Annotated in this window: 16 protein-coding genes; all 16 read left to right on the top strand. The window is 50.5% G+C overall.

The genetic code is table 11. From position 1 onward, the window contains the following. The first annotated feature begins 1,258 nt into the window (after positions 1 to 1,258). The 16 genes from RDU76_02510 to RDU76_02435 all read left to right on the top strand — a co-directional run bounded on the left by RDU76_02510 (position 1,259) and on the right by RDU76_02435 (position 21,924). Entirely contained in the window at positions 1,259 to 4,441 is a 3,183-nt protein-coding gene (locus RDU76_02510) for a helicase-related protein (GenBank protein ID MDQ7797803.1), read from the top strand. 23 nt (positions 4,442 to 4,464) lie between these two features. Then, positions 4,465 to 7,818 (top strand): TaqI-like C-terminal specificity domain-containing protein, encoded by a 3,354-nt coding sequence (locus RDU76_02505; GenBank protein MDQ7797802.1) that lies wholly within the window; start codon positions 4,465 to 4,467, stop codon positions 7,816 to 7,818. Between the two features lie 9 nt (positions 7,819 to 7,827). Beyond that, positions 7,828 to 8,361: a hypothetical protein gene (locus RDU76_02500; protein ID MDQ7797801.1), complete on the top strand. Its 534-nt coding sequence runs from the start codon at positions 7,828 to 7,830 to the stop codon at positions 8,359 to 8,361. 596 nt (positions 8,362 to 8,957) lie between these two features. Continuing rightward, the gene (locus RDU76_02495) at positions 8,958 to 9,299 is read left to right on the top strand and encodes a hypothetical protein (protein MDQ7797800.1); all 342 of its coding nucleotides are present in this window, start codon (positions 8,958 to 8,960) and stop codon (positions 9,297 to 9,299) included. A 14-nt stretch (positions 9,300 to 9,313) separates the two neighbouring features. After that, entirely contained in the window at positions 9,314 to 10,315 is a 1,002-nt protein-coding gene (locus RDU76_02490; GenBank protein ID MDQ7797799.1) for a DUF4065 domain-containing protein, read from the top strand. 405 nt (positions 10,316 to 10,720) lie between these two features. Then, positions 10,721 to 11,110, top strand: a complete 390-nt coding sequence (locus RDU76_02485; GenBank protein MDQ7797798.1) for a DUF559 domain-containing protein — start codon at positions 10,721 to 10,723, stop codon at positions 11,108 to 11,110. Positions 11,111 to 11,249: 139 nt separating this feature from the next. Further along, complete coding sequence (locus RDU76_02480; protein MDQ7797797.1) at positions 11,250 to 12,428, top strand: NAD(P)/FAD-dependent oxidoreductase; 1,179 nt, start codon at positions 11,250 to 11,252, stop codon at positions 12,426 to 12,428. After that, positions 12,425 to 13,462 (top strand): hypothetical protein, encoded by a 1,038-nt coding sequence (locus tag RDU76_02475; protein MDQ7797796.1) that lies wholly within the window; start codon positions 12,425 to 12,427, stop codon positions 13,460 to 13,462. Before RDU76_02480 ends, RDU76_02475 begins: the two co-directional genes overlap by 4 nt. Positions 13,463 to 13,466: 4 nt before the next feature. Continuing rightward, the gene (locus RDU76_02470; GenBank protein MDQ7797795.1) at positions 13,467 to 14,654 is read left to right on the top strand and encodes a SpoIID/LytB domain-containing protein; all 1,188 of its coding nucleotides are present in this window, start codon (positions 13,467 to 13,469) and stop codon (positions 14,652 to 14,654) included. A 186-nt stretch (positions 14,655 to 14,840) separates the two neighbouring features. After that, complete coding sequence (locus RDU76_02465; GenBank protein ID MDQ7797794.1) at positions 14,841 to 16,010, top strand: FlgD immunoglobulin-like domain containing protein; 1,170 nt, start codon at positions 14,841 to 14,843, stop codon at positions 16,008 to 16,010. A 147-nt stretch (positions 16,011 to 16,157) separates the two neighbouring features. Continuing rightward, positions 16,158 to 17,015, top strand: coding sequence for an AAA family ATPase (locus tag RDU76_02460; protein MDQ7797793.1), 858 nt, complete (start codon positions 16,158 to 16,160; stop codon positions 17,013 to 17,015). A gap of 3 nt (positions 17,016 to 17,018) precedes the next feature. Then, positions 17,019 to 17,867 (top strand): PHP domain-containing protein, encoded by an 849-nt coding sequence (locus RDU76_02455; protein ID MDQ7797792.1) that lies wholly within the window; start codon positions 17,019 to 17,021, stop codon positions 17,865 to 17,867. Positions 17,868 to 17,882: 15 nt separating this feature from the next. Further along, the gene (locus tag RDU76_02450) at positions 17,883 to 19,094 is read left to right on the top strand and encodes a 2,3-bisphosphoglycerate-independent phosphoglycerate mutase (GenBank protein ID MDQ7797791.1); all 1,212 of its coding nucleotides are present in this window, start codon (positions 17,883 to 17,885) and stop codon (positions 19,092 to 19,094) included. A 13-nt stretch (positions 19,095 to 19,107) separates the two neighbouring features. Further along, positions 19,108 to 19,812, top strand: coding sequence for a porin family protein (locus RDU76_02445; GenBank protein MDQ7797790.1), 705 nt, complete (start codon positions 19,108 to 19,110; stop codon positions 19,810 to 19,812). A gap of 22 nt (positions 19,813 to 19,834) precedes the next feature. After that, positions 19,835 to 20,632, top strand: coding sequence for a M48 family metallopeptidase (locus tag RDU76_02440; protein MDQ7797789.1), 798 nt, complete (start codon positions 19,835 to 19,837; stop codon positions 20,630 to 20,632). 56 nt (positions 20,633 to 20,688) lie between these two features. Further along, the gene (locus RDU76_02435; protein MDQ7797788.1) at positions 20,689 to 21,924 is read left to right on the top strand and encodes an amidohydrolase family protein; all 1,236 of its coding nucleotides are present in this window, start codon (positions 20,689 to 20,691) and stop codon (positions 21,922 to 21,924) included. Positions 21,925 to 22,015 lie beyond the last annotated feature (91 nt).

The raw sequence follows: 22,015 nt of genomic DNA, 5'->3' as shown, positions 1-22,015 counted from the left end.
TCGGCCAGATGAAGCAATCCCATATTGTCATCCCCTAATAAGTGGAGATACAGAGGGGTGTCCCGGGAACGGCCCTTACTTTCTCTTGTGACACCTCTCCCCTGCCCCTCTCCTAAAGCGTTAGGAGAGGGAAGGGTGAGGTCAGAAGTCCCGGGGGCGGTCCAGCTAATGTGTAACGACATGAATACGGAATACCAGGATCTGATATTCATCGCAGTTCTTTTTGTCCGATGTCCGAAGCCGCCGACTGCCCCCCGTCCCCGCAACCCAGCATAAGAAAAGATCCGTGTGCATCCCCGCCATTAGCAAGTGGTCCATATAGGCGGGCAAGCGTATAGATCCGTGTGTATCTGTGTGCCATTGGTCCCCCGTCCTTTCACCGCAAAGACGCAAAGATATTTTTCGTAGGGGCACCGGTTGGCCGGTTGACCAAACCCGCATGATGGCCCAATATCGTAGGGTAGGGTTTTAAACCCTCCCCTACCTGATCGGGGATCCAGGGGACCATGCCCCACGAAATACCGTAGGGACACGATGCATCGTGTCCCTGCCTGCCTGCCCGGCAGGCGGGCCGAATGGGCGATACAACGGGTCCGATGTGGGTATTAACGGGACCGATCTGGGGGCAAACGGGCCCGATCAGAGGTCGAACGGGACCGATCTCTGCCCCAACGGGACCGATCAGGGGTCGAACGGGACCGATTGGGGGTCGAACGGGACCGATCTAGGGTCGAACGGGACCGATCAGGGGCCGAACGGGACTGATAAGTGGGTAAACGGGACCGATAAGGGGTCGAACGGGGCCGATTTAGAGCCAAAAGGGGACGTTTTTGAAGGGAAAATGGAAGTGTGGCAAGAACTTAGTTGATAGTTGTTGGTTATTAGTTATCAGGAATATGGGGCGGAAGGTGATGCGGGGAACGGTAAAGGGTAAAGTGTGAATTGTGAAATGTGAATAGGAAACCGGGAATATTTCGTTTGACATTAACTTGCGTTTAATAGTATTATATTTATCAAGCTGTATAAAAATATAAGTTATAAAATAATGGCACAAGTTGTAATAACAGATCCGATAATAAACTCTCCTTTTTTAGAGCCCCAGCGGTATTTCCGCTTTGACGATAACGGCATCACCAACGATATCGTCGAGGGCCGGAGGGAGTGTTTTTTTGTTATTTAACCCTTAATATTAATACTTGAACAAGATGAATTTTACTTTAACATTCATTGAAAAAATAATAATAAAGAGTTAAATATAATGCTAAATGATATTACATTTATAACCAACGAAGATGGTAAACATTTAAAAGACCGTTTTAATACTTTAATTAAGGATGCAAAGTATTTTGACTGCCTGGTTGGTTATTTTTACACCAGCGGTTTTTATGCCATTTATAAAGCGCTTGAGAATACCGATAAAATACGGATACTTATCGGCATAAGCACCGATAGGCGGACATACGATTTGCTTCACCAGGATGTTCAGCAGACCATGAGCTTTTCACATGCCGAGTCTAAAAGGTCGATAGAGGAACCATTGGAACGGGAATTTGAAGAATCACAGGATAAAAAGGATGTGGAGCAAGGCATCATCAAGTTCATAGAATGGGTACACAACAAAAAACTGGAGATACGGGCTTATCCATCGCAGGACATTCACGCCAAGCTTTACATCGTCAGTTTTAAAGATGGGGACAGAGACCAGGGACGGGTTATAACCGGTTCCAGTAACTTGACCCAGGCTGGTCTGGTCGACAACCTGGAGTTTAATGTTGAACTAAAAAACAGTGAAGATTTCAGATTTGCTAAGGGAAAGTTTGAGGAGTTGTGGAAGGATTCGGTTGATGTCAGCGATAAATACATTCAAACCTTGGAAACTAAAACCTGGCTTAATCCCAATATCACGCCCAATCAGCTCTACTTGAAGTTTTTATATGAATATTTCAAGGATGAACTGAACCAGATGGATGAGGTCTTTGCCCAGTATCTGCCCCAGGAATTCATGAAGCTGGAATACCAGGAACAGGCGGTATTGAACGCCAAGAAGATACTTGAGGAATACGGCGGGGTGTTCATATCGGATGTGGTTGGGTTGGGGAAGACCTATATTGCCACAATGCTGGCCGGTCAACTGGACGGCAGAACGCTGGTTTTGGCCCCTCCCATTCTGTTGAAAAAGGAGAACCCAGGTTCATGGAGGAATGCGTTCTCTGATTTTAGAACCCATGCAGATTTCGAATCCATCGGCAAGTTAGACAGCCTTACCGAAGGAAATGTCGAAAAATATAAGAACATAATAATTGATGAAGCGCACCGTTTTAGAACCGAAACAAATCAAACTTATGAAAAATTAGCCGAGGTCTGCCGGGGCAAACGGGTTATATTGGTGACGGCTACACCATACAACAATTCGCCCAGGGACATCCTGAGCCAGATCAAGTTGTTTCAGAATGCCAAGAAAAGCACCATACCCGGCCGGGAAGACCTGGAATCGTTTTTCCTTGGTCTGGATAAAAAACTCAAGGATCTTGACCGCCAGAGTGATTATGATGAGTATATTAGAGTGGTGAAGGAAAATGCCCGGTTGATAAGGGAAAAAGCCCTCAAATACCTGATCGTTCGCAGAACCAGAACAGAGATCGAAAAATACTTCAAGAATGATCTTGATAAACAAAAAATAAAATTCCCGGATGTCAAGAAACCCGAACCGCTGTACTACATATTGAATAAGCAAGAGGATGAGATATTCAATGAAACCATTGAATTGATATCGGGAAAGTTTACCTATGCCCGTTATATGCCTATGCTCTACCTAAAGGAAGGCGTTGACCAACTGGAAGCGCAGTCCCAGAAAAACATGGGTAAATTCATAAAGATCCTTTTGGTGAAAAGGCTGGAAAGCAGCTTTTACGCCTTTAAAAAGACGGTGGATAGATTCATCTATTCTTATAAAATGTTCATTGAACAATACGAAAAAGGCCGGGTATTTGTAAGTAAAAAGTATACCGATAAAATATTTGAGTACATTGAAGACGACGATGATGAAGCCATACAGAGGCTTATAGAAGAGGAGCGGGCGGTAGAATTTAAAAGCCGCGAATTTAAGGATAATTTCATCAAGGACCTTAAAAACGATCTGCAGGTATTGAAGCAGATCGAGCGGTCATGGAAGAACATTGAGCGTGATCCGAAATATCTGTCTTTTCTTCACGTGTTGAAAAGTAATAAGATCCTAAAAGGTAAAAAACTGATAATCTTCACCGAATCCAAGGAAACTGCGGAATACCTGGCTAAAAACATGGCGGAATACGAACCTAATTCCGTGCTTTGCTACACCGGGGGATCAAGCGAGCTGATCCGGGACAAGGTGATAGAAAATTTTGACGCCAAAGCCAGGCATAGAAAAGATGAATACAGGATATTGGTTTCCACCGAAGTCCTTTCCGAGGGCGTTAACCTGCACCGTTCCAATATCGTTATAAATTACGACATACCCTGGAATCCCACCAGGATGATGCAGCGGGTTGGCCGGGTAAACCGCATTGATACAAAATTTGATGCCATCCACACCTTTAATTTCTTTCCCACCAGGCAGGCCAACCAGCAAATTAAATTGAAGGAGGCTGCCGAGGCTAAAATCCACGCCTTTTTAAGCCTATTGGGGGGCGATGCCGCCCTTTTGACTGACGGCGAGCCGATAGGTTCCCATGAGCTGTTCAACCGTCTTTGTTCAAAGACCGCCCTTATGGGTGAGGATGAGAACGGGGAAAGCGAATTGAAATACCTTAAGGTCATAAAAGATGTGCGGGATAACAACCAAGACCTGTTTAACCAGATCAAGCAGCTGCCCAAAAAGGCCCGCAGCGCCAAAAAGGGGAAGACCGGCAATATAGGGCTTGTTACATATTTCCGCCATGGTAAATTGCAGAAGTTTTTCATTGCCGAAAGTAATAAAGCCCCAAGTGAGCTTGATTTTATGACAGCGGCCGGACTGATGGAAAGCAGCGACAAAGAGGATAAGCAGCATCTGCCAGGCAATATATACGAACTGCTGGACAAGAACAAGGAAGCCTTTGTTTATTCAACCACCGAAGATGCCGTGCAGGAAAGCATCCGCCGCGGCCGCGACAGCGCCTATCAGGTATTGCAGATATTAAGGGCGGTGTTCAAGAATACCAAACAGCTTACGGATGACCAGGAGCTGTACATTAAAAAGGTCCAAACCGCTTTGGAGCATGGCGGGTTGCCCAAACAGACGGCCAAGGAAACTAACAAAGCCCTTAAAAAGCTTAATAACGGGATAGAAAACCCGCTTAAAGTGTTGTCCGTTTTACAGACAACTATACCGGCCAGGCTGTTGGAAGGCCACTATGCGGAACAAAATTACATTTCCTCGGGCAAACGCGAGGTTATTCTTTCCATGTTCCTGGAAGCTAAATAAAACAGTAAATATTTAAGGATAAAATGGATAACCAACAAGCCGTCAGTCTTATCAAAAGTACTTTTGAACAGCAGTTTGATAAAGATAAATATGCCCGTTTTACCAGAGAATTGCTGAACGGGTATGAGGATGCACCGTTTACATTAAAAGGTGTCAATGTTCGCCAGTCATTCAGCGAACAGGTTGATTCCTTTGAGCGTTTGGGCAAATACAAGGATGCTGATAATAAACGGCTTGATATCCTAATAGTACATCTAAAAAAAGATCATTCGGTGGGCCATGCCCGGACCATGCAGAGAAATTTTGTGGCTGGTTATTTAAAGGGCGACTATGGAAGAACCAGCTCCAAGGATGCGGCCTTGGTGGCATTTGTCTCGCCCAACTCCGCAGACTGGCGTTTTTCGTTGGTTAAGATGGATACTGTGTTTGATAAATCAAGCGGCCGGCCAAAGCCGGTAGATGAGTTTACTCCGGCCCGGCGTTGGTCGTTTCTGGTAGGTGTGAATGAGAGAAGCCATACTGCCCAAAGCCGCTTGGTTCCCATTTTAGCTGAAGACGAAAAGAACCCCACTCTGGGTAAACTTGAAGAAGCTTTTAATATTGAGAGCGTGACCAAGGAATTTTTCACTAAGTATCGCAATCTTTTTCTTGATACAAAAGAGGCGTTGGATAAAACGGTTAAAAATGATCCGGCCATTGAAAAAGACTTTGAGGGTAAAGGCGTCAATACCGTTGACTTTGCCAAAAAACTTTTAGGCCAGATAGTTTTCTTATATTTTTTGCAGAAAAAAGGATGGTTTGGTGTTCCCAAGAACGGTGCTTGGGGGTGCGGTTCCAAGCAGTTTCTTAGGGAGTTATTTGAAAAGAAGCATGGATCGTACACAAATTTCTTTAATGATATCTTAGAACCGCTGTTCTATGAGGCGCTGCGGCTTGACCGGAGCCACGAAGACCATTATTACAGTCAATTTAAGTGTAAGATACCGTTTCTTAATGGTGGTTTGTTCGACCCAATTTTCAACTATGACTGGTCCAAGACAGATATCTTACTGCCGGATGATCTTTTTTCCAACAATCACCGAACGCCCGAAGGGGACGCAGGTGATGGAATATTGGATATATTTGACAGGTATAATTTTACGGTAAAAGAGGATGAGCCCTTGGATAAGGAAGTGGCCATTGATCCGGAGTTATTGGGCAAGGCCTATGAGAAATTTAATGCCATCAGGCCGGATAACTTCAGCGAATATAAAAAGGCCTTAAAAACCGGTGAAGAAGGTAAATTCAATAAGCAGTTTGGGGTTTATTATACTCCGCGCGAGATAGTTCACTATATGTGCCAGCAAAGCTTGATAAATTATCTTTTCACAGGATTAAATAGCGAACCAGCTTGTTATGAAATCATGGGCGAAAAGAATTTAAACCTATTGGGTAACCAGGGCAAAAGGGGGCAATTGGATATAACCGTTGAGCATAAAGCTAATCCTGAAATATCTAAAGGGGATATTGAAACGCTTATTTTGCATGGCGAGGGCATAAAGGAGCACGAGGATCATATCAACGAAAAAGGCGGGGCGAGCAGAGCATACCCACATAAAATGCCGCAGACCATAAGGGATAATGCTAAAAGGATTGACGATTTGCTGGCCGGCATAAAAGTTTGCGACCCGGCGGTAGGCTCAGGGGCATTCCCCGTAGGCATGATGAGCGAGATCGTAAAGATACGCAGCGTGCTGGATAAAAGGAAAAAGTCAGCAGCTTATGATTATAAAAGGCAGTGCATAGAAAATTCGCTTTATGGCGTGGATATTGACAGTGGGGCTGTGGAGATAGCTAAGTTAAGACTTTGGCTATCTCTGGTGGTTGATGAAATGGATATTGAGAATATTAAACCTTTGCCAAATTTGGATTATAAAATTGTTCGGGGGGATTCACTCAAAGGTTATGGGTACCAGCATAGAAATCTTGATATGGTTGAAGAACTTAAAAATAAATATATTAATGCTACAGCGCCACAAGAAAAGAGTAAATTAAAAAAAGATATTGATAAAATAATAACGAATATATATTTATCCTCTATAAAGTTATTGGGTTACAAAGTTGATTTTGATTATCAGTTATCATTTTCTGAAGTATTTCGCGTTAGTGGCGGTTTTGATGTTGTTGTTGCAAATCCACCTTATGATGTTTATCAAGGAGATAAAAAAGATGAAATTGCTGCTTTTAAAAAATATCGCATTTATGATAAAGCTTGTGGTGGAAAATTAAATGCGTATAAGTTATTTCTTGCAAAATCTTTAGAATTGCTTAAGAAAAATGGTTTTTTGTGTGAAATATTTCAAAATTCTTTTTTAGCTGATATTTCAGCTACAAAATTACGGAAACATTTTTTAGAGAATATGAATATTGTAAAAATTGATTCTTTCCCAGAAAGAGATAACATAAAGCTTAGGGTTTTTGAAGATGCTAAGATGAGTGTCTGCATTATACAGTGTTTCAAGATAAAGCAAATTAGATATGAATTTGTTTTGAATGTTTGGGATAGCAAATATATGCAAAATGGAAAAAAAGTAACATTAAACAATCAAGATATTATTAGTTTTGATCCTTTTAACTATACAATACCATCAATTAATCAATATGAGTATAAAGTTTTAAAAAAAATAGCTGAAACGGAAAGGTTAATACAATATGCGAAATGCTATGAAGGTGAAATTAACTTAACCTTCCATAAAAAATATTTAAGAAGCAATGAAAGCGCAAACAATTATAAAATGGTTAAGGGTGCCGCCATACAGAAGTGGTTTATAAAAGAGGAAATGAGCCAGGGTGAAGTGGAATATTTAAACATGAATTCGTATTTAAAAAATAATCATGGCCCCAAATCCATGCATTATAAAAACAAGAGAATAGTTATGCAGGGCATTACAGGCGTGGATGAAAAAAACAGATTAAAAATGACAATGGTTGGTCCCCAAGTATTTTGTGGGAATTCAACTAATTATGTACTTGTAAACAATAAAAACATTAAGGATAAATATTTATTGGCGTTATTGAATTCAAAATTAATAAATTGGTATTTTAAAATATTTAGCACAAATAGTAATGTCAACGCTTATGAAGTAGAAGGTTTGCCCATACTTTTAAAAACAAATGAAACACAAAATCTATTTATTGAACTCGTTGATAAAATTATGGCTATCGCAAACACAAGCGATTATCTACAAAACAAACAGAAACAAGATAAGATTGAAGAGTACCAGAATCAAATAAATATAATGGTGTATAAGCTTTATGGTCTTACTCATGTCGAGGTTAAAATAGTTGACCCGGGCTTTGCACTTTCGGAGAAAGAATACAATGCTTTTAAAATATAAGGAGGTAATATGTTTTCTGTGGATATAATTGCAAAATGTATAAAAGATTTAAAAACAAGCATCAATATGTTGGAAAATATTAAAATGCCAGCTTGCAATAAACTGAATATATCATCCAAGAACTTGACAAAACCCATGGAAGTAGAATCATTGTTAAAACTCATAGATAATAAAAATACGAACGTGATCTATGTATTCTATATTGATAAGGGTAAGGTAGAGTGCGTAAAAAATGCAGCCCAAAAATATAGGAGCAAAAAAGGTGAAATACATTTTAGCCAGATCAACAACAGCAATTCAACCTGCCTATACGTTGGCAGCAAAATTACGGGGATAAGAGGACGCATTAAGCAACATATTGGAACTGACAATACAAGAACATATGCCATGCATTTAAAATCATGGATAATAAAATGCGACACAAACATACATATAGAATATTATTCATTTGATGATTCAGTTTCCAGGGAAACCGTACAGTTAATGGAGAATACCCTATGGCGCCAGAAAAAGCCTCTATTAGGTAAGCTTGGCGCTAAGTAGGAAAATAATTTATAAACATAACGCATGACCGCACATAAAACGAACGCCTCATAGACCTGATAGCCCTGCTGCTGTCAAGCAAGGTCCCGGTCACCCGGGCCCAGATCAAAAAGCACCGCCCGGAGTACCAGAACTCCGGAGGCCGAGGCGGCCGGCATTGACGGTTTGCAGGCCGTGTTATTCTGCCTTCACTGCCGGGAGAACCTGCCCGGGTTCATCCTGCTCGTATACAAGAAAATGGACAGGTAACAAAAAGACAGGGGGATGATGTAGGCCGGGGGGTTAAGAAAAAGCACCTTAAGCGGCCGGTCGTAAGGTCTTGCCCAGAAGGCCGGCCGGCCGCGAGTATTGGTGTTTGATCGGCACAAGGAAACTTAGACCAAGGAGCGGGTAAAAACCGCCATAGAGGACAACCTAAATAAAACCCTGCCGGAGAACCATGCCCGGCTGATATTCAAAACCAAATGCGACCAGGTTTATGATCTGGCCTGGTGGTATGCCACCAGGGGCGTTAAGTGGGTGGGGTAAAAAGACAAAAATATTCAGCACCCCTTGACAAAAGTGCTATCATATGATAACATCAATTTTCAGCCGCCATGGCCACACGAGCACAAGTTAAAACCTTCCTTGATACTTTTTTAGCCCACTGGGCCAAAAACTGGGAACTGATCCCGCGCCGGGAGAACTTGGCAACCATAATGGAGCACGGTTTGTCATTCAAACGCGTCCATGAAACCATTATGGAGCTTACGATTAGCGACTATGTATCCGGCCCGTCCACCGACCACACCTTTAAACACCATCACGTTTGGGTTTTCGGCCTCGAATTGGACGGAAACGAAATATACGTTAAACTATTCGATGACTTCACCGGCGGAACGGCGCGTTGCATATCGTTTCATAAGGCCGGAGGAAAAATGGTTTATCCCTATCGGTAGATGGAGGCTTTAAAATGAACAAATATTGCGCTTATTGCGGCACAACAACAAAATTGAAAGTTGAACGCCGCCAGGAAACATTTTCTGTAAAAAAGGACCCGGTCACCATAACGTCAAATGTCATGGTTTGTACTGGCTGCGGCAATGACCTGTTTGACGAAAAACTTGACGGTCAAAACCTTGAACAGGCTTATGATATTTACCGCCGCAAACACGGTTTGGTTTCACCCCAGGATATTATCGCTTTGCGCGAAAAATACGGTTTAAGCCAGCGCTCTTTGGGCGCTCTGCTGGGTTGGGGAGAGATCACCATTCACCGTTACGAAACAGGGATGCTGCCGGACGAGGCGCACAATGGCCTGTTGGCGCTATTGGACCGGCCGGCAAATGTTATGGAATTGTTTGAAAGAAATAAAAGCAAGCTCAAACCAGCTATAGCCAAAAAACTGGAATTAAAACTAAACGAGTTTTTGCTTTTGGATGAAAAGAACTGGACGCCCTTTGTTCCTATCGCGCATGAAGAAAATGAGTTTACCGGGTATAAATCATTTAACATAGATGTCTTTAACGAAGTAGTACTGTATGTTTTATCCGAACTGGGCGGCACCTTTAAAACCAAACTTAATAAATTATTATGGTATATTGATTTTTACAATTTCAAGGTTTGCGAAAAATCAATAAACGGCTGTGTTTACGTGCATCTGCAATATGGCCCCGTGCCTGACAAGTATGAATACCTATTATGCCTGATGCACCAAAACAAATTGATCGGCAGCCAGGAAGTAACTTTTGATGATAAAAAAGATATTGCCGGTGAATTTATCAAGGCTAAGGCCAAAAGTGAAATTAAACTGATAAGCGCCAAAGAGAAGAAGCATATTGATCATATCCTTAAAATAATGGGCCATCTAACTGCTTCGGAGTTGACCAAAAGGTCTCATGAAGAAAAGGGATACAAGGAAACTTCATCGGGGCATAAGATATCGTACAATTATGCAAAACAGATAACATTTTAAGGCCTAATCGCCCCGCCGAAAGGCGGGGCTTCTTCTTTTATCTATTGCAAATCAAAACATACTTGTGATAACATAACGATGCTATGTTCAAATCAGATTCTTACGACGTGATAGTGGTGGGCGGGGGGCCGGCCGGGTCCCTGGCCGCCAGGTTTGACCAGCGCCCACCGCTCACGAAAGGCTTTTGTAATGCTGTGCCTTTGACCCCTCTCCTACCTCTCCCCGCAACGGAGAGAGGGTTTGTTGGTTGGTATTATTTGCGTTATGAAAAATGAAAATACGTTCCTCCCTTCCCGTGGCGGTTATGACCTAACCCCTGCCCCTTCCCCATAGGGAAGGGGTGTTAGAAGTCCCTTCCTTTGTGGGGAAGGGATTTAGGGTTAGGTCAAAACGAAAGGCGTTAGAATGCCCAGCGGGTTGATACGTTTACAAAAGGTTAAGTCCAATAAATTAGAATTGGCCAAATGGATGCGAAGAAATATGACTTTGGCCGAGAAATGCTTCTGGAATGAGGTTAAAACAGATAAATTCATGGGGCTCCATTTTAGACGGCAGCAGATTATCCATGGCTTCATCGCTGACTTCTATTGCGAAGAGCTTAACCTGGTGGTGGAGATCGACGGCGGGATTCACGAGGAACAAAAGGATTATGATACCCTGCGGGATATGATAATAAATCGATACGGTATAAAAGTCATTCGCTTTACTAATGAAGAAGTGGTCAATAAAAGCGATTGGGTGTTAAAACAGATAAAAGAGCACACCAATATTGGTGTGGGCGATCAGAAAGGCTGATGTAGGACCATGGCGATGGTGTGGCAGTGGTCATACCCCTTTCCCAAGCCAAGCCGGCCGTTCCCGCCCCGCCGAAAGGCGGGGCGGCTTCTTTTATCTATTGCAAATCAAAACATACTTGTGATAACATAACAATGCTATGTTCAGATCAGATTCTTACGACGTGATAGTGGTGGGCGGGGGGCCGGCCGGGTCCCTGGCCGCCAGGGAGATCGCCCGGGCCGGGCATTCCGTCCTGCTGGCCGAAAAGCACCGGGAGATCGGCGTCCCCCTGTGCTGTGCCGAGGCCACCAGCCTGCGGAGCCTGGGGCTGTTCATGGAGCCCGACCCCAAGTGGGTGGCGGCCCCCATCAACGGGGCGGTCCTCTATTCCCCGGACGGGACCGAGGTGGCGGTGCCCTGGGCCGGGGTGGGGGTGGTGCTGGAGCGCAAGATCTTCGACCGCCACCTGGCCGGGCTGGCCGGAGCCGCCGGGGCCGAGGTGATGGTGAACACCGAGGCGGTGTCGGTCAAAATGAACGGCGAATTGGCCGAATCGGTGACATTGATATCCGGCCGTGAGACCAGGCAGATAAAATGCCGGGCGATCATCGGGGCCGACGGGGTGGAGTCCCTGGTGGGGGCCTGGGCCGGGATGGACACCCGGCTGGAGCCGGAACAATTTCACAGCTGCGCCCAGTACCTGATGTCCAAGGTGGACGGCCCGCCGGACATGGTCCGCTTCTGGGTGGGGCGGGATATCGCGCCGGGCGGCTATCTGTGGATCTTTCCCAAGGGCGGCGGACTGGCCAACGTGGGGCTGGGGATAGTGGCCTCACTGGCCGGGGAGAAAAAGCCGGTGCAATACCTGGATGAATTCATCGCCAAAAATCTGCCCGGGGCCAAGATCATCGAAAAAATGGCGGGAGGCACTCCGGCCCTGGGCTCCGATCACCCCATGGTCAAAGGCAATATCCTGCTGGCCGGGGATGCCGCCCGGCTGACCGATCCCCTGTCGGGGGCCGGCATCGCCATCGCCATGGCCTCGGGGACCCTGGCCGGAAGGCTGACCGCCGAATACCTTAAGACCAACGACATCTCGCAGCTAAAAAAATATCCCAAAGAATGGTGGTCCGGGCCCTGGAAGGACCTCAAATTCCACCACAAGGTCCGGGAGGTGTTTTTGAAACTGTCCGATGCCGAGATGGACCGGATCGCCCGGCTGCTGGTGAACCTCCTGGCCGGAAAGGACCCGGCCCGGATCGATCCCATTCACGTGGCCCGGACGGTCATCAGCTCCGATCCGGGGATCTTATTATTGGGAAGGCACCTGCTGTGAGCAAGATCAAGATCATAATCATTGCATTCCTGGCCGGTCTGTTGTCGCCGGCGGCGGAGCTGAGGGCCGGCATCTCCCAAGACTTCGACGGCCGGATAGACCAGGGGCTGGAGATCCTTTACCAGGGCGACTACGACAGCGCGGTGGTGATATTCGACGGCTTCATCCGGAACCACCCCCGGAACCCGGCCGGGTATTTCTTCAAGGCCGGGCTGTACCAGACCAGGATGTCGGCCTATGAGAGCGATTTCTGGCATCGGTACTACCGGAATTCCGTGGACAGCGCCATCATGCTCTGCGACCTGGCCCTGGATGACGATCCCCGGGATGCCTGGGCCTATTTTGTCAGGGGCGGAAGCTTTTCCTACATCGCGGCCTGGGACGCCCGGCAGGGCAAATACCTGGCGGCCTTCCGGAACGGGCTGAAGGCGGTGTCGGATTTCAAAAAGGCCCGGGAGATAGACTCAACGCTATATGATGCATACATAGGAATAGGCTCCTATCATTATTTCCGGACCAAGGCCACCAGCCTTTTAAAGTGGCTGCCCTTCATCGGGGATGCCCGGGAACAGGGGGTCTCGGAGATAATCACCGCCGTCGAGCAGGGGCGCTACTCCCGGGTGATGGGACAGAACGCCCTACTGTGGATCTACACCGATTACGGCCGGGATAAAAAGGCCCTGGAGCTGGGCCGGCTTTTGGAAAAGCAGTATCCCCACAATCCCTTCTTCCACTGGGCGGTGCCGGAGGTATTGTGGCGGCAGAAAAGATGGCCGGAGGCCGAGGCCGCCTACGGCAGACTGCTGAACCTGCTGGAAGGTCAGAATGCCCTGAACAATTACAACAAGGTGGTGGCCTCCTATAAGCTGGCCAAATGTCTTTTGGAGAACGGGAAATACCACAGCGCCTACCGCGCCGCCCAGCAGGCCGTCAGCTATCCGCTGGACCAGGAGACCGCCGGCCGGCTGGTGAACGAGCGGCGCCGGGCCCAGGAGGTGATGCTCCAGGCCGAAAAGAAAATGAAGGACAACTAGAGAGTTGCAGCAGCGCGTCAGATCATATATTCTGTTATATTTTTGGGCCATAATTTTATTGGGCTGCGCCCCGGTCTACCTCAGCCGGAAACCGCCGGAGGGCGTGGTGCTGATAAGGATCGCCCTGCAGAGGCGGCAGCCCCAAGCGGTGATTTTCGGGTCATACAATATCTCGGTCTGGGACCAGAGCCATAAAGGAACCATCCTGCCGGGCGAAAGCTGGAGCATCCAGCCGGCCGGTTCGGGGTTGACGGCCGGAACCAACCGGGGCACGGCCATAGAAAACATCGAGGGACGGATCAGGCTGTGGTCGGCCGATGAATATTTCATCAACCACAAGCGGGTGAAGGGGGCCATCGAGATCCGCCGCGACAACGACCAGGGACTGCTGATAATCGCCGAGATGCCGCTGGAGGAATACCTGCCGGGGGTGCTGGCCGGCGAGATCGGGGGTTTGGCCGACAAAACGCCGCAGGCGGCCATGGCCCAGGCCATAATCTCCCGCAGCTACGCCTGGGCCAGGATCGGCGCCAATCCCCAGAGCTATTATGACATCGAAGCCGGGACCTCGCACCAGTGCTTTGACCTGGACAACCTGGCCTCACCCGCCGTCAAACGGGCGGTGGCCGATACCAAAGGTAAGGCGCTGACCTTCCGGGGCCGGGTGATCTCGCCCAATTTCCATTCCACCTGCGGGGGCAGGACCGCCCGGCCCTCCGAGGTCTGGAACGCCAAAGACCAGGATTTTCCCTATCTGGAACCGGTGGAGGATAAGTGGTGCGGCATCTCGCCCAGATACGCCTGGAGCGACACCATCCTGGCGGAGGAGCTGGCGGAAAGGCTTTTACCGGGGAAACAGGAGGTTATAAAGGAGGTAAAGGTTCTGAAGGTCGGAAGGTCGGGAAGGATAATTTCTTTGCTGGTCTCCACCGGCGCCGGGGATACGGTTCTGACCAAGGCGGCCATCCGCAATGGCCTGAAGGATAACGCCCTGCTCAGCGCCTGGTTCGAGATCGAGAACCGGAGGAATGCCCAGGGGCATATCGAAAGGATAATTTTGACCGGCCGGGGCTTCGGGCACGGGGTGGGCCTGTGCCAGTGGGGGGCCATCGGCATGGCCCGGGCCGGCAAAAGCTATAAGAGCATTTTAAAACATTATTACAAAGGGGTGGAGATAGAGAGGGTATATTGATCTTGCCCACTTTGGAAATAGTCCTTGACAAGTGTTAATTCTGTGCTATACTAACTAAGTAAATAGTGTGAGGAGTCATTTCAAATGGCAGTTATTAATGTCATTATTTGGAGTGGCGAAAAAAATAAAACCAAGCCCGACCGCAGATAATTTGCGGTTGCCGGGCTTTTTATTTTTGGAGGTTGTATGAGAAATCTAGCAATGTCGGTTTTATTAGCATTGACGGCAAATGCGGCATTTGCCGATAGCTGGACAACGCCAACAGGGGTCAACATCAACTCTACTTTTTATGCGCATGATATGCCGTCGATAAATCATGATGGAACGAAATTATTTTTTTCTTCCGACACTGGTACAATCGGTGGTGGCCCGGGTTATATATTTTATTCATTATCTACCGACAGCGGATGGAGTCAGCCTATCTTCCTGGGAAATATTGTAAACGACACGATACCGGGACATGTCGAATCGTCCCCCTGCATTGGGTATGACGACACCACGCTCTATTTTACCAGAGGCTATTTTAATGACAGTCTCTGGGTGACATATTATACCAATGGGGACTGGTTGCCACCGCAACCGTTGGACAGCGCTATAAATAAGTTGCCTGCCGGTGGTCCGGCTATTTCCCAGGATGGCCAAAGACTATATTTTCATTCAAACCGCCCGGGTGGTTACGGCGGTTACGATATCTGGATGTCCCAGAAAACAGGGGGAGCCTGGCAGGAGCCGGTCAACATGGGACCGGAGATCAACACACCATTCGATGAAAAGGAACCGTCAATAGCGGCCAACGATTCGGATTTTGTTTTCAGCCGATCGCAAAACGACTCAGATACCTGCAATGTATGGTATTATAAGATCGGCTCAGGAGAACAGGGGGAATGTATATTTTATGGGCACTATGTGCCGTATCCTCATTATGGATCTTATGAGTATGAATTTCCTTGTATAAGCTGGGATGGGCAAAATATTTATGTCACTTATGACCCGTTCAATACCGAACGGATAAGCTATATTTACAAATCCAGCAGGATAACCGGCGTTACGGGAAAGCCGGAGAACAACGACTTCAAAACGATCTTAAGTCTATCCCCGAATTTCCCCAATCCTTTCAGTCATTATACGAGCATCAGTTATCAGTTGCCGGTATCGGGGCATGTCAACTTATCTATTTACAACGTTGCCGGGCAATTGGTAAGAACCCTGGTAAATGAAGATAAAATGGCCGGAAAATATAAAGCAATTTGGGACGGAAACGATAAAAACAACCGCAAAGCAACCCAAGGGGCCTATTTCTGTAAATTAGAATCAAACAATGGTCAAATAATACAAAAAATGGTGCTGATAAAATAAGAACATTATCCATATTTATCCAGAATTATCAGGGCGGTGTTTAACCGCCCTTTTTTCTTTAAAAATGCTTAATTTTAAGCTTGCAAATATCTTTTTTTTCAGTTAATATTATAGTCTAATTGGATTATTTTTCAAGGAGTTAATATAATGGACTACCTAAAATTTTATGGGATGACCGACCAGCCGTTCTCCAACGCGCCCGACAACCGATTCTACTACGACAGCCCCCAGCATTCCAAGGCCATTCTCAAGTTGTCCCATGCCGCCGAGATGATGAAGGGTTTGGCGGTGGTGCTGGGCGACATCGGCACCGGAAAGACCACCATCTCCCGGCGGATGCTGGAGATCCTGCCGGACGACCAGTTCGAGACCGGCCTGCTGGTGATCGTTCACTCCGAGGTCACCCCCGGCTGGCTGATCTCCAAGATCGCCCTGCAGATGGGGGTGGAGAAGCCGGCCGACACCAAGGCCGGGATGGTGGGACAGCTTTACGAACAGCTGATGAAGATCTACAACGAGGGCCGCAAGGCGGTGATCATCATCGACGAGGCCAACATGCTCAAGAACAAGGAGATCATGGAGGAGATGCGGGGCCTGCTGAACATGGAGGTCTCCGGCAGCATGCTGATAACCTTCCTGCTGTTCGGGCTGCCCGATCTGGAGCAGTGCCTGGCTTTGGATCCCCCCTTGAGGGAGCGGATCGCGGTCAAGCACAAGCTGGAGCCGCTGACCTCGGAGTCCACCCGGGGCTACATCCAGTACCGCCTGGCGGTGGTGGGCTGCCAGCACGAGCTGTTCACCGATTCGGCCTACGAGTTCATCCATTTCTACTCCGACGGAAAGCCCCGCCTGATAAACACCATCTGCGACAACGCCCTGCTGGAGGGCTCCATGAGCGGCATCCAGCAGATAGACGAATCGCTGATCGAGACGGTGGTCAGCGACCTGGGCCTCAAGAGCGAGGCCGACGAGACGGGCGGCAAGAACAAACAGCCGGTGTTTTGATCCATGACCAGCCAGCAATATTTTGTAGATCTGCATATCCATACCGCGGCCTCCGACGGAATATTCACCCCGCAGGAGCTGGTGAAGCAGGCCTCCCTGAAAGGGCTCAAGGCCATCGCCATCACCGACCACGACGCCTGGGACGCCATCGAGCCGATCTCCAGCCTGGCCTTCAGGGTGGGGATCGAGGTCATCCCCGGGATAGAGCTGTCCACCAACATCGAGGGGGCCGAGATCCACATTCTGGGATATTTCATCGATTACACCCAGAGCCAATTCCAGGAGAGGGTGCTGCATTTCAAGAACGCCCGGATCGAACGGGCCCACCGGATGGTGGAGAAGCTGGCCGAGCTGGGGGTGCGCCTGGAGATCGCCCGGGTGCTGGAGATCGCCGGTTCGGGCTCGGTGGGCCGGCCCCATGTGGCCCGGGCCCTGGCCGAGGAGGGCTACGTAGGCGGCACCGACGAGGCCTTCACCAGATATCTGGGCAACGGATGCCCGGCCTATGTGCCCAAGAATTTTCTGACCCCCCGGGAGTCCTTCGACCTGGTCCATTCGGTGGGAGGGCTGGCCTTCTTCGCCCACCCCGGGATCGAGAACCGGGACGGGCTGATAGACCGGTTCGTCTCCCAGGGACTGGACGGGCTGGAGGTGTGGCACTCCAAGCACTCCAACAGCCAGGTGAAGAACTACCTGGACCTCGCCCGGCAAAAGAACCTTCTGGTCTGCGGCGGCTCCGACTGCCACAGCGACAACCTGATGAACAACGGCGGCGGCTCGGTAAAGGTCCCCTACAGCGTGGTGGAGGAGATGAAACGGCATCTGGCCAATAAAAAACAAAAGCAAGCCTAGCCAAGGGAGCGGTATATGCTGGACGATTCGTTGTTGCAGGAACTGCTGGTCAGCAATGATAAGAAGATAGTGCTGATCGTGGCCGACGGCCTGGGCGGCCTGCCCCGGGAGAGGGACGGCCAGACCGAACTGGAGGCGGCCGCCAAGCCGCATATCGACGCCCTGGCCATCAAATCGGTCTGCGGGCTGACGGTCCCCGTTTCCCACGGCATCACCCCCGGCAGCGGCCCGGCCCACCTGGCGCTGTTCGGGTACGATCCGGTCAAATACCAGATCGGCCGGGGGGTGCTGGAGGCCCTGGGCATCGGCCTGGAGATGACCCCGCGGGACGTGGCGGCCCGGGCCAACTTCGCCACCATGGATCCCCAGGGGCTGATCACCGACCGCCGGGCCGGCCGGATCCCCACCGAGAAGAACAGGGAGCTGTGCGCCAAACTGCAGGCGGCCATCCCGGCCATCGACGGGGTGGAGGTGGTGATCCGGCACGGCAAGGAGCACCGCTTGGTGGTGCTGTTCCGGGGCGACGGGCTCTCCGGCAACCTGCACGACACCGATCCCCAGCGGGAGGGTTTGCCGGCCATAGAGCCCAAGGCCTTCTTCGAGGAGGACCTCAAGCTGGCCGGGGTGGCGGCCAAATTCATCGCCCGGGCCAACCAGGTGCTCAAGGACCAGCACCCGGCCAACACCCTTTTGTTGCGGGGCTTTGCCAAGCATCCCGACATCCCCTCCCTTAACAGGAGGTTCGGCCTCAAAGCCGCGGCCATCGCCGCCTATCCCATGTATAAGGGGCTGGCCAAGCTGGTGGGGATGACCGAGCTGGACACCGGCCAGACCATCGAGGACGAGTTCGAGACCCTGCGGCTGTATTACAACGATTTCGATTTCTTCTACATCCACATCAAGAAGACCGATTCCTACGGCGAGGACGGCAATTTCAACGCCAAGGTTCAGGTGATCACCGAACTGGACGACGCCATGCCGATGGTCAGCAAGCTGAACCCGGAGGTGCTGGTGATAACCGGGGACCATTCCACCCCGGCCCGGATGAAGGGCCACAGCTGGCACCCCAACCCCTTCATGCTGCACTCGCCCTATGTCCGGCCGGACGGCCTGGACAGCTTCAACGAGCGGAACTGCGCCTACGGCAGCCTGGGCTGCTTCCCGGCGGTGGAGGCCATGCCCCTGATGCTGGCCAACGCCCTGAAGCTGGGCAAATTCGGGGCCTAGCAATTTAACACCGATGCTTCCCAAAAAGATTTCGACATATCTGGCCGTTATGATCGCCGGACTGGCATTGCTCCCCCGGCCCGCAGCGGCCCAATCCCTGTCCTTGGGCCTGTGGGGAAATTTGAACGGGGCCAAGTTCGTCCGGAACCCCAACACCAACGCCTCGATCAACGAGAAGATCGGGCTGGGCGGCGGCGGGTATGTGAATTACCGGATCAACCGGCTGGTCTCCTTCCGGTCCGGGATCCTGTTCAACCAGAAGGGGGCCGAGGTGGTGCAGGCCTTCCGGCAGACCGATACCACCACCGGCATCACCTACGATCATTACAATACCTCGGATACCAGGCTGAACTATGCCGAGGTTCCGGTGGTGATGTGCTTCAGCCTGGCGAGGTCGCATCAGCCGCTGCTCAATTTGTATTTCGGGGTTTACGGAGCTAGGCTTGTCTCCGGCCGGCAGGTCACCACCGCCAGCGCTTCGGCCGGCATCATCCAGATGGACAGCGTTTACATTATTTCGGAGTCCGCCTTCAGGAAGGATGATTACGGACTGGTGATGGGCGGGAACATCCCCCTGGGCCGGATGGAGCTGGGCGGCAGCTTCAGCCTGGGTTTCCCCAGGATCGTAAGACCGGAGATCGACGACATCAACCGCTATGTGGACCACCGCAACCGGGTGCTGTCGTTCACGGTGGGATACAGGATCAAACAGATCTAAATAAATACAAGGAGGTATATACATGGTACGCCCCTTTGCCGCTGCCCTGCTGTTGTGCGCGGTCATGTTTATTTCCTGCGCCACGGTGCCCATCACCGGGCGCCAGCAGCTAAATCTGGTCCCGTCCGGAGAGATGATGTCCATGAGCTTCCGGCAGTACGACCAGTTCATCAAGCAGAACCGGCTCAGCTCCGACCAGCGGCAGACCGAGCTGGTCCGCAGGGTGGGGCTGAACATCCAGCGGGCGGTGGAGGGTTACTTTGCCCAGCATAAGATGAGCTCCGACCTGGCCGGCTTCGCCTGGGAGTTCAACCTGGTGGAGAGCCAGGAGGCAAACGCCTGGTGCCTGCCGGGCGGCAAGGTGGTCTTTTACACCGGGATCCTGCCGCTGACCAGGGACCAGGCCGGACTGGCGGTGGTGATGGGCCACGAGGTGGCCCATGCGGTGGCCAAGCACGGCAGCGAGAGGATGAGCCAGGGCCTCCTGCAGCAGATGGGCGGCATGGCCCTGCAGAAGGCGCTGGAGGACAAGCCGCAGGAGACCCAGGCCCTGTGGATGACCGCCTTCGGGCTGGGCTCGCAGCTGGGGGTGATGCTGCCCTACAGCCGCCAGCAAGAATACGAGGCCGACCGGCTGGGCATGATCTTCATGGCCCTGGCCGGCTACGACCCCAATGCCGCCCTGGACTTTTGGCAGAGGATGAGCCAGGCCGGCGGGGCCAAGCCCCCGGAATTCCTGAGCACCCATCCCTCGGATGAGTCCCGCATAGCCAAGATCAAGGAACTGCTGCCGGAGGCCGTGAAGCATTATAAAAAATGACGGGGCGGACCGGGGTTTCACCTATCCTCAAACCACTGCAGAAAAAGGATCGAACCATGGCCAAGAACATCATCATCAACGCCGAGACCCTGTTCGACGGAAAGAGGAAGCTGAACAACGTCTCGGTGGTCATCGAGAACGACAAAATAATTGAGATCGGCAAGAAGAGGCAGAAGGCCGATTTCACCGGGGTGGTCACCCCGGCCTTCATCGACGCCCACTCCCACATCGGGATGGCCCGCTTCGGCGAGCCGGGGGCCGAGGACGAGGCCAACGACATCACCGACCAGTTCCTGCCCATCAACGACCCACTGAACAGCGTCTACTTCGACGATCTGGCCTTCCGGGAGGCGGTGGATTTCGGGGTGCTGTACAGCTGCATCGTCCCCGGCAGCGGCAATCTGCTGGGGGGCCGGGCCATGATCATCAAGAATTATGCCCGCCACCGCCAGGAGGCCCTGCTTAAGGACTACGGCTACAAGATGGCCCTGGGCTACAACCCCCGTTCCACCCACGACTGGAAGGGGGCCAGGCCCAACACCCGGATGGGCATCTACGGGATGCTGGAGAAGAAGTTCGACACGGTGCTGCTGAAGAAACAGAAGACCGAGCTGGCCCGGGACAAAAAGCTCAAGGAGCTGGACATCAAGGTTCGGAGCGGCGAGAAGAAGATGAACCGGGAGGACGTGGAGTTCGAGAAGAAGACCATCGAGAAGGAATACCTGCTGGAATTCGACTGCGAGGAGAGGGCCCTGCTGGAGCTGCTGGAGGGCAGGAAGACCGCCAAGGTCCACGTCCACAAGGAGGACGACGTGCTGTACCTGATCGAGCTGGCGAAGAAATACAGGATCAAGGTCACCGCCGACCACCTGGGCGACGTGCACCACAGGGAGATCTTCGACCAGCTGGCCAACAACGACATACCGGTGGTCTACGGCCCGCTGGGGGCCCTGCCCTACAAGGTGGAACTGAAGAACGAGAGCTACAGGAACACCGAACTGCTGATCAAGTCCAGGGCCCAGTACGGGCTGATGACCGACCACCCGGTGATAACCACCCCGACCCTGAGGGACAGCCTGAAGTTCTTCCTGATCTTCGGGATGAAGGAGGAGGAGGCCGTCTCGCTGATCAGCTACAAGAATGCCGCGATCCTGGGGATCGACGACATCCTGGGCAGCGTCGAGCCGGGCAAGCTGGCCAGCCTGACGGTGTGGGACCGGAACCCGCTGCAGATGGCGGCCTACCCCAACTGCGTGATGGCCGAGGGCAAGGTGATCCGGAAGGGGATGTGAATTCATCCATAACTCGCCCTAAGGGGCGGAGGGGCCAAGACTGCGGCTTTAGCCGCAGATCTTGGAATAAATGGATCATCCGCCCAGAAGG

The organism is Candidatus Edwardsbacteria bacterium, from assembly GCA_031082425.1.
Classification (GTDB): domain Bacteria; phylum Edwardsbacteria; class AC1; order AC1; family EtOH8; genus UBA2226.
Note: the sequence above shows the minus strand (reverse complement) of the source record. Positions and strands in the feature narration are given on the sequence as shown.

Bases quoted from the DNA above. Each gene is read 5' to 3' on its own strand.
- RDU76_02505 (MDQ7797802.1), top strand. From the start codon at position 4,465: ATGGATAACCAACAAGCCGTCAGTCTTATCAAAAGTACTTTTGAACAG.
- RDU76_02455 (MDQ7797792.1), top strand. From the start codon at position 17,019: ATGACCAGCCAGCAATATTTTGTAGATCTGCATATCCATACCGCGGCC.
- RDU76_02480 (MDQ7797797.1), top strand. From the start codon at position 11,250: ATGTTCAGATCAGATTCTTACGACGTGATAGTGGTGGGCGGGGGGCCG.
- RDU76_02440 (MDQ7797789.1), top strand. From the start codon at position 19,835: ATGGTACGCCCCTTTGCCGCTGCCCTGCTGTTGTGCGCGGTCATGTTT.
- RDU76_02495 (MDQ7797800.1), top strand. From the start codon at position 8,958: ATGGCCACACGAGCACAAGTTAAAACCTTCCTTGATACTTTTTTAGCC.
- RDU76_02465 (MDQ7797794.1), top strand. From the start codon at position 14,841: ATGAGAAATCTAGCAATGTCGGTTTTATTAGCATTGACGGCAAATGCG.
- RDU76_02510 (MDQ7797803.1), top strand. From the start codon at position 1,259: ATGCTAAATGATATTACATTTATAACCAACGAAGATGGTAAACATTTA.
- RDU76_02490 (MDQ7797799.1), top strand. From the start codon at position 9,314: ATGAACAAATATTGCGCTTATTGCGGCACAACAACAAAATTGAAAGTT.
- RDU76_02445 (MDQ7797790.1), top strand. From the start codon at position 19,108: ATGCTTCCCAAAAAGATTTCGACATATCTGGCCGTTATGATCGCCGGA.
- RDU76_02450 (MDQ7797791.1), top strand. From the start codon at position 17,883: ATGCTGGACGATTCGTTGTTGCAGGAACTGCTGGTCAGCAATGATAAG.
- RDU76_02500 (MDQ7797801.1), top strand. From the start codon at position 7,828: ATGTTTTCTGTGGATATAATTGCAAAATGTATAAAAGATTTAAAAACA.
- RDU76_02435 (MDQ7797788.1), top strand. From the start codon at position 20,689: ATGGCCAAGAACATCATCATCAACGCCGAGACCCTGTTCGACGGAAAG.
- RDU76_02485 (MDQ7797798.1), top strand. From the start codon at position 10,721: ATGCCCAGCGGGTTGATACGTTTACAAAAGGTTAAGTCCAATAAATTA.
- RDU76_02460 (MDQ7797793.1), top strand. From the start codon at position 16,158: ATGGACTACCTAAAATTTTATGGGATGACCGACCAGCCGTTCTCCAAC.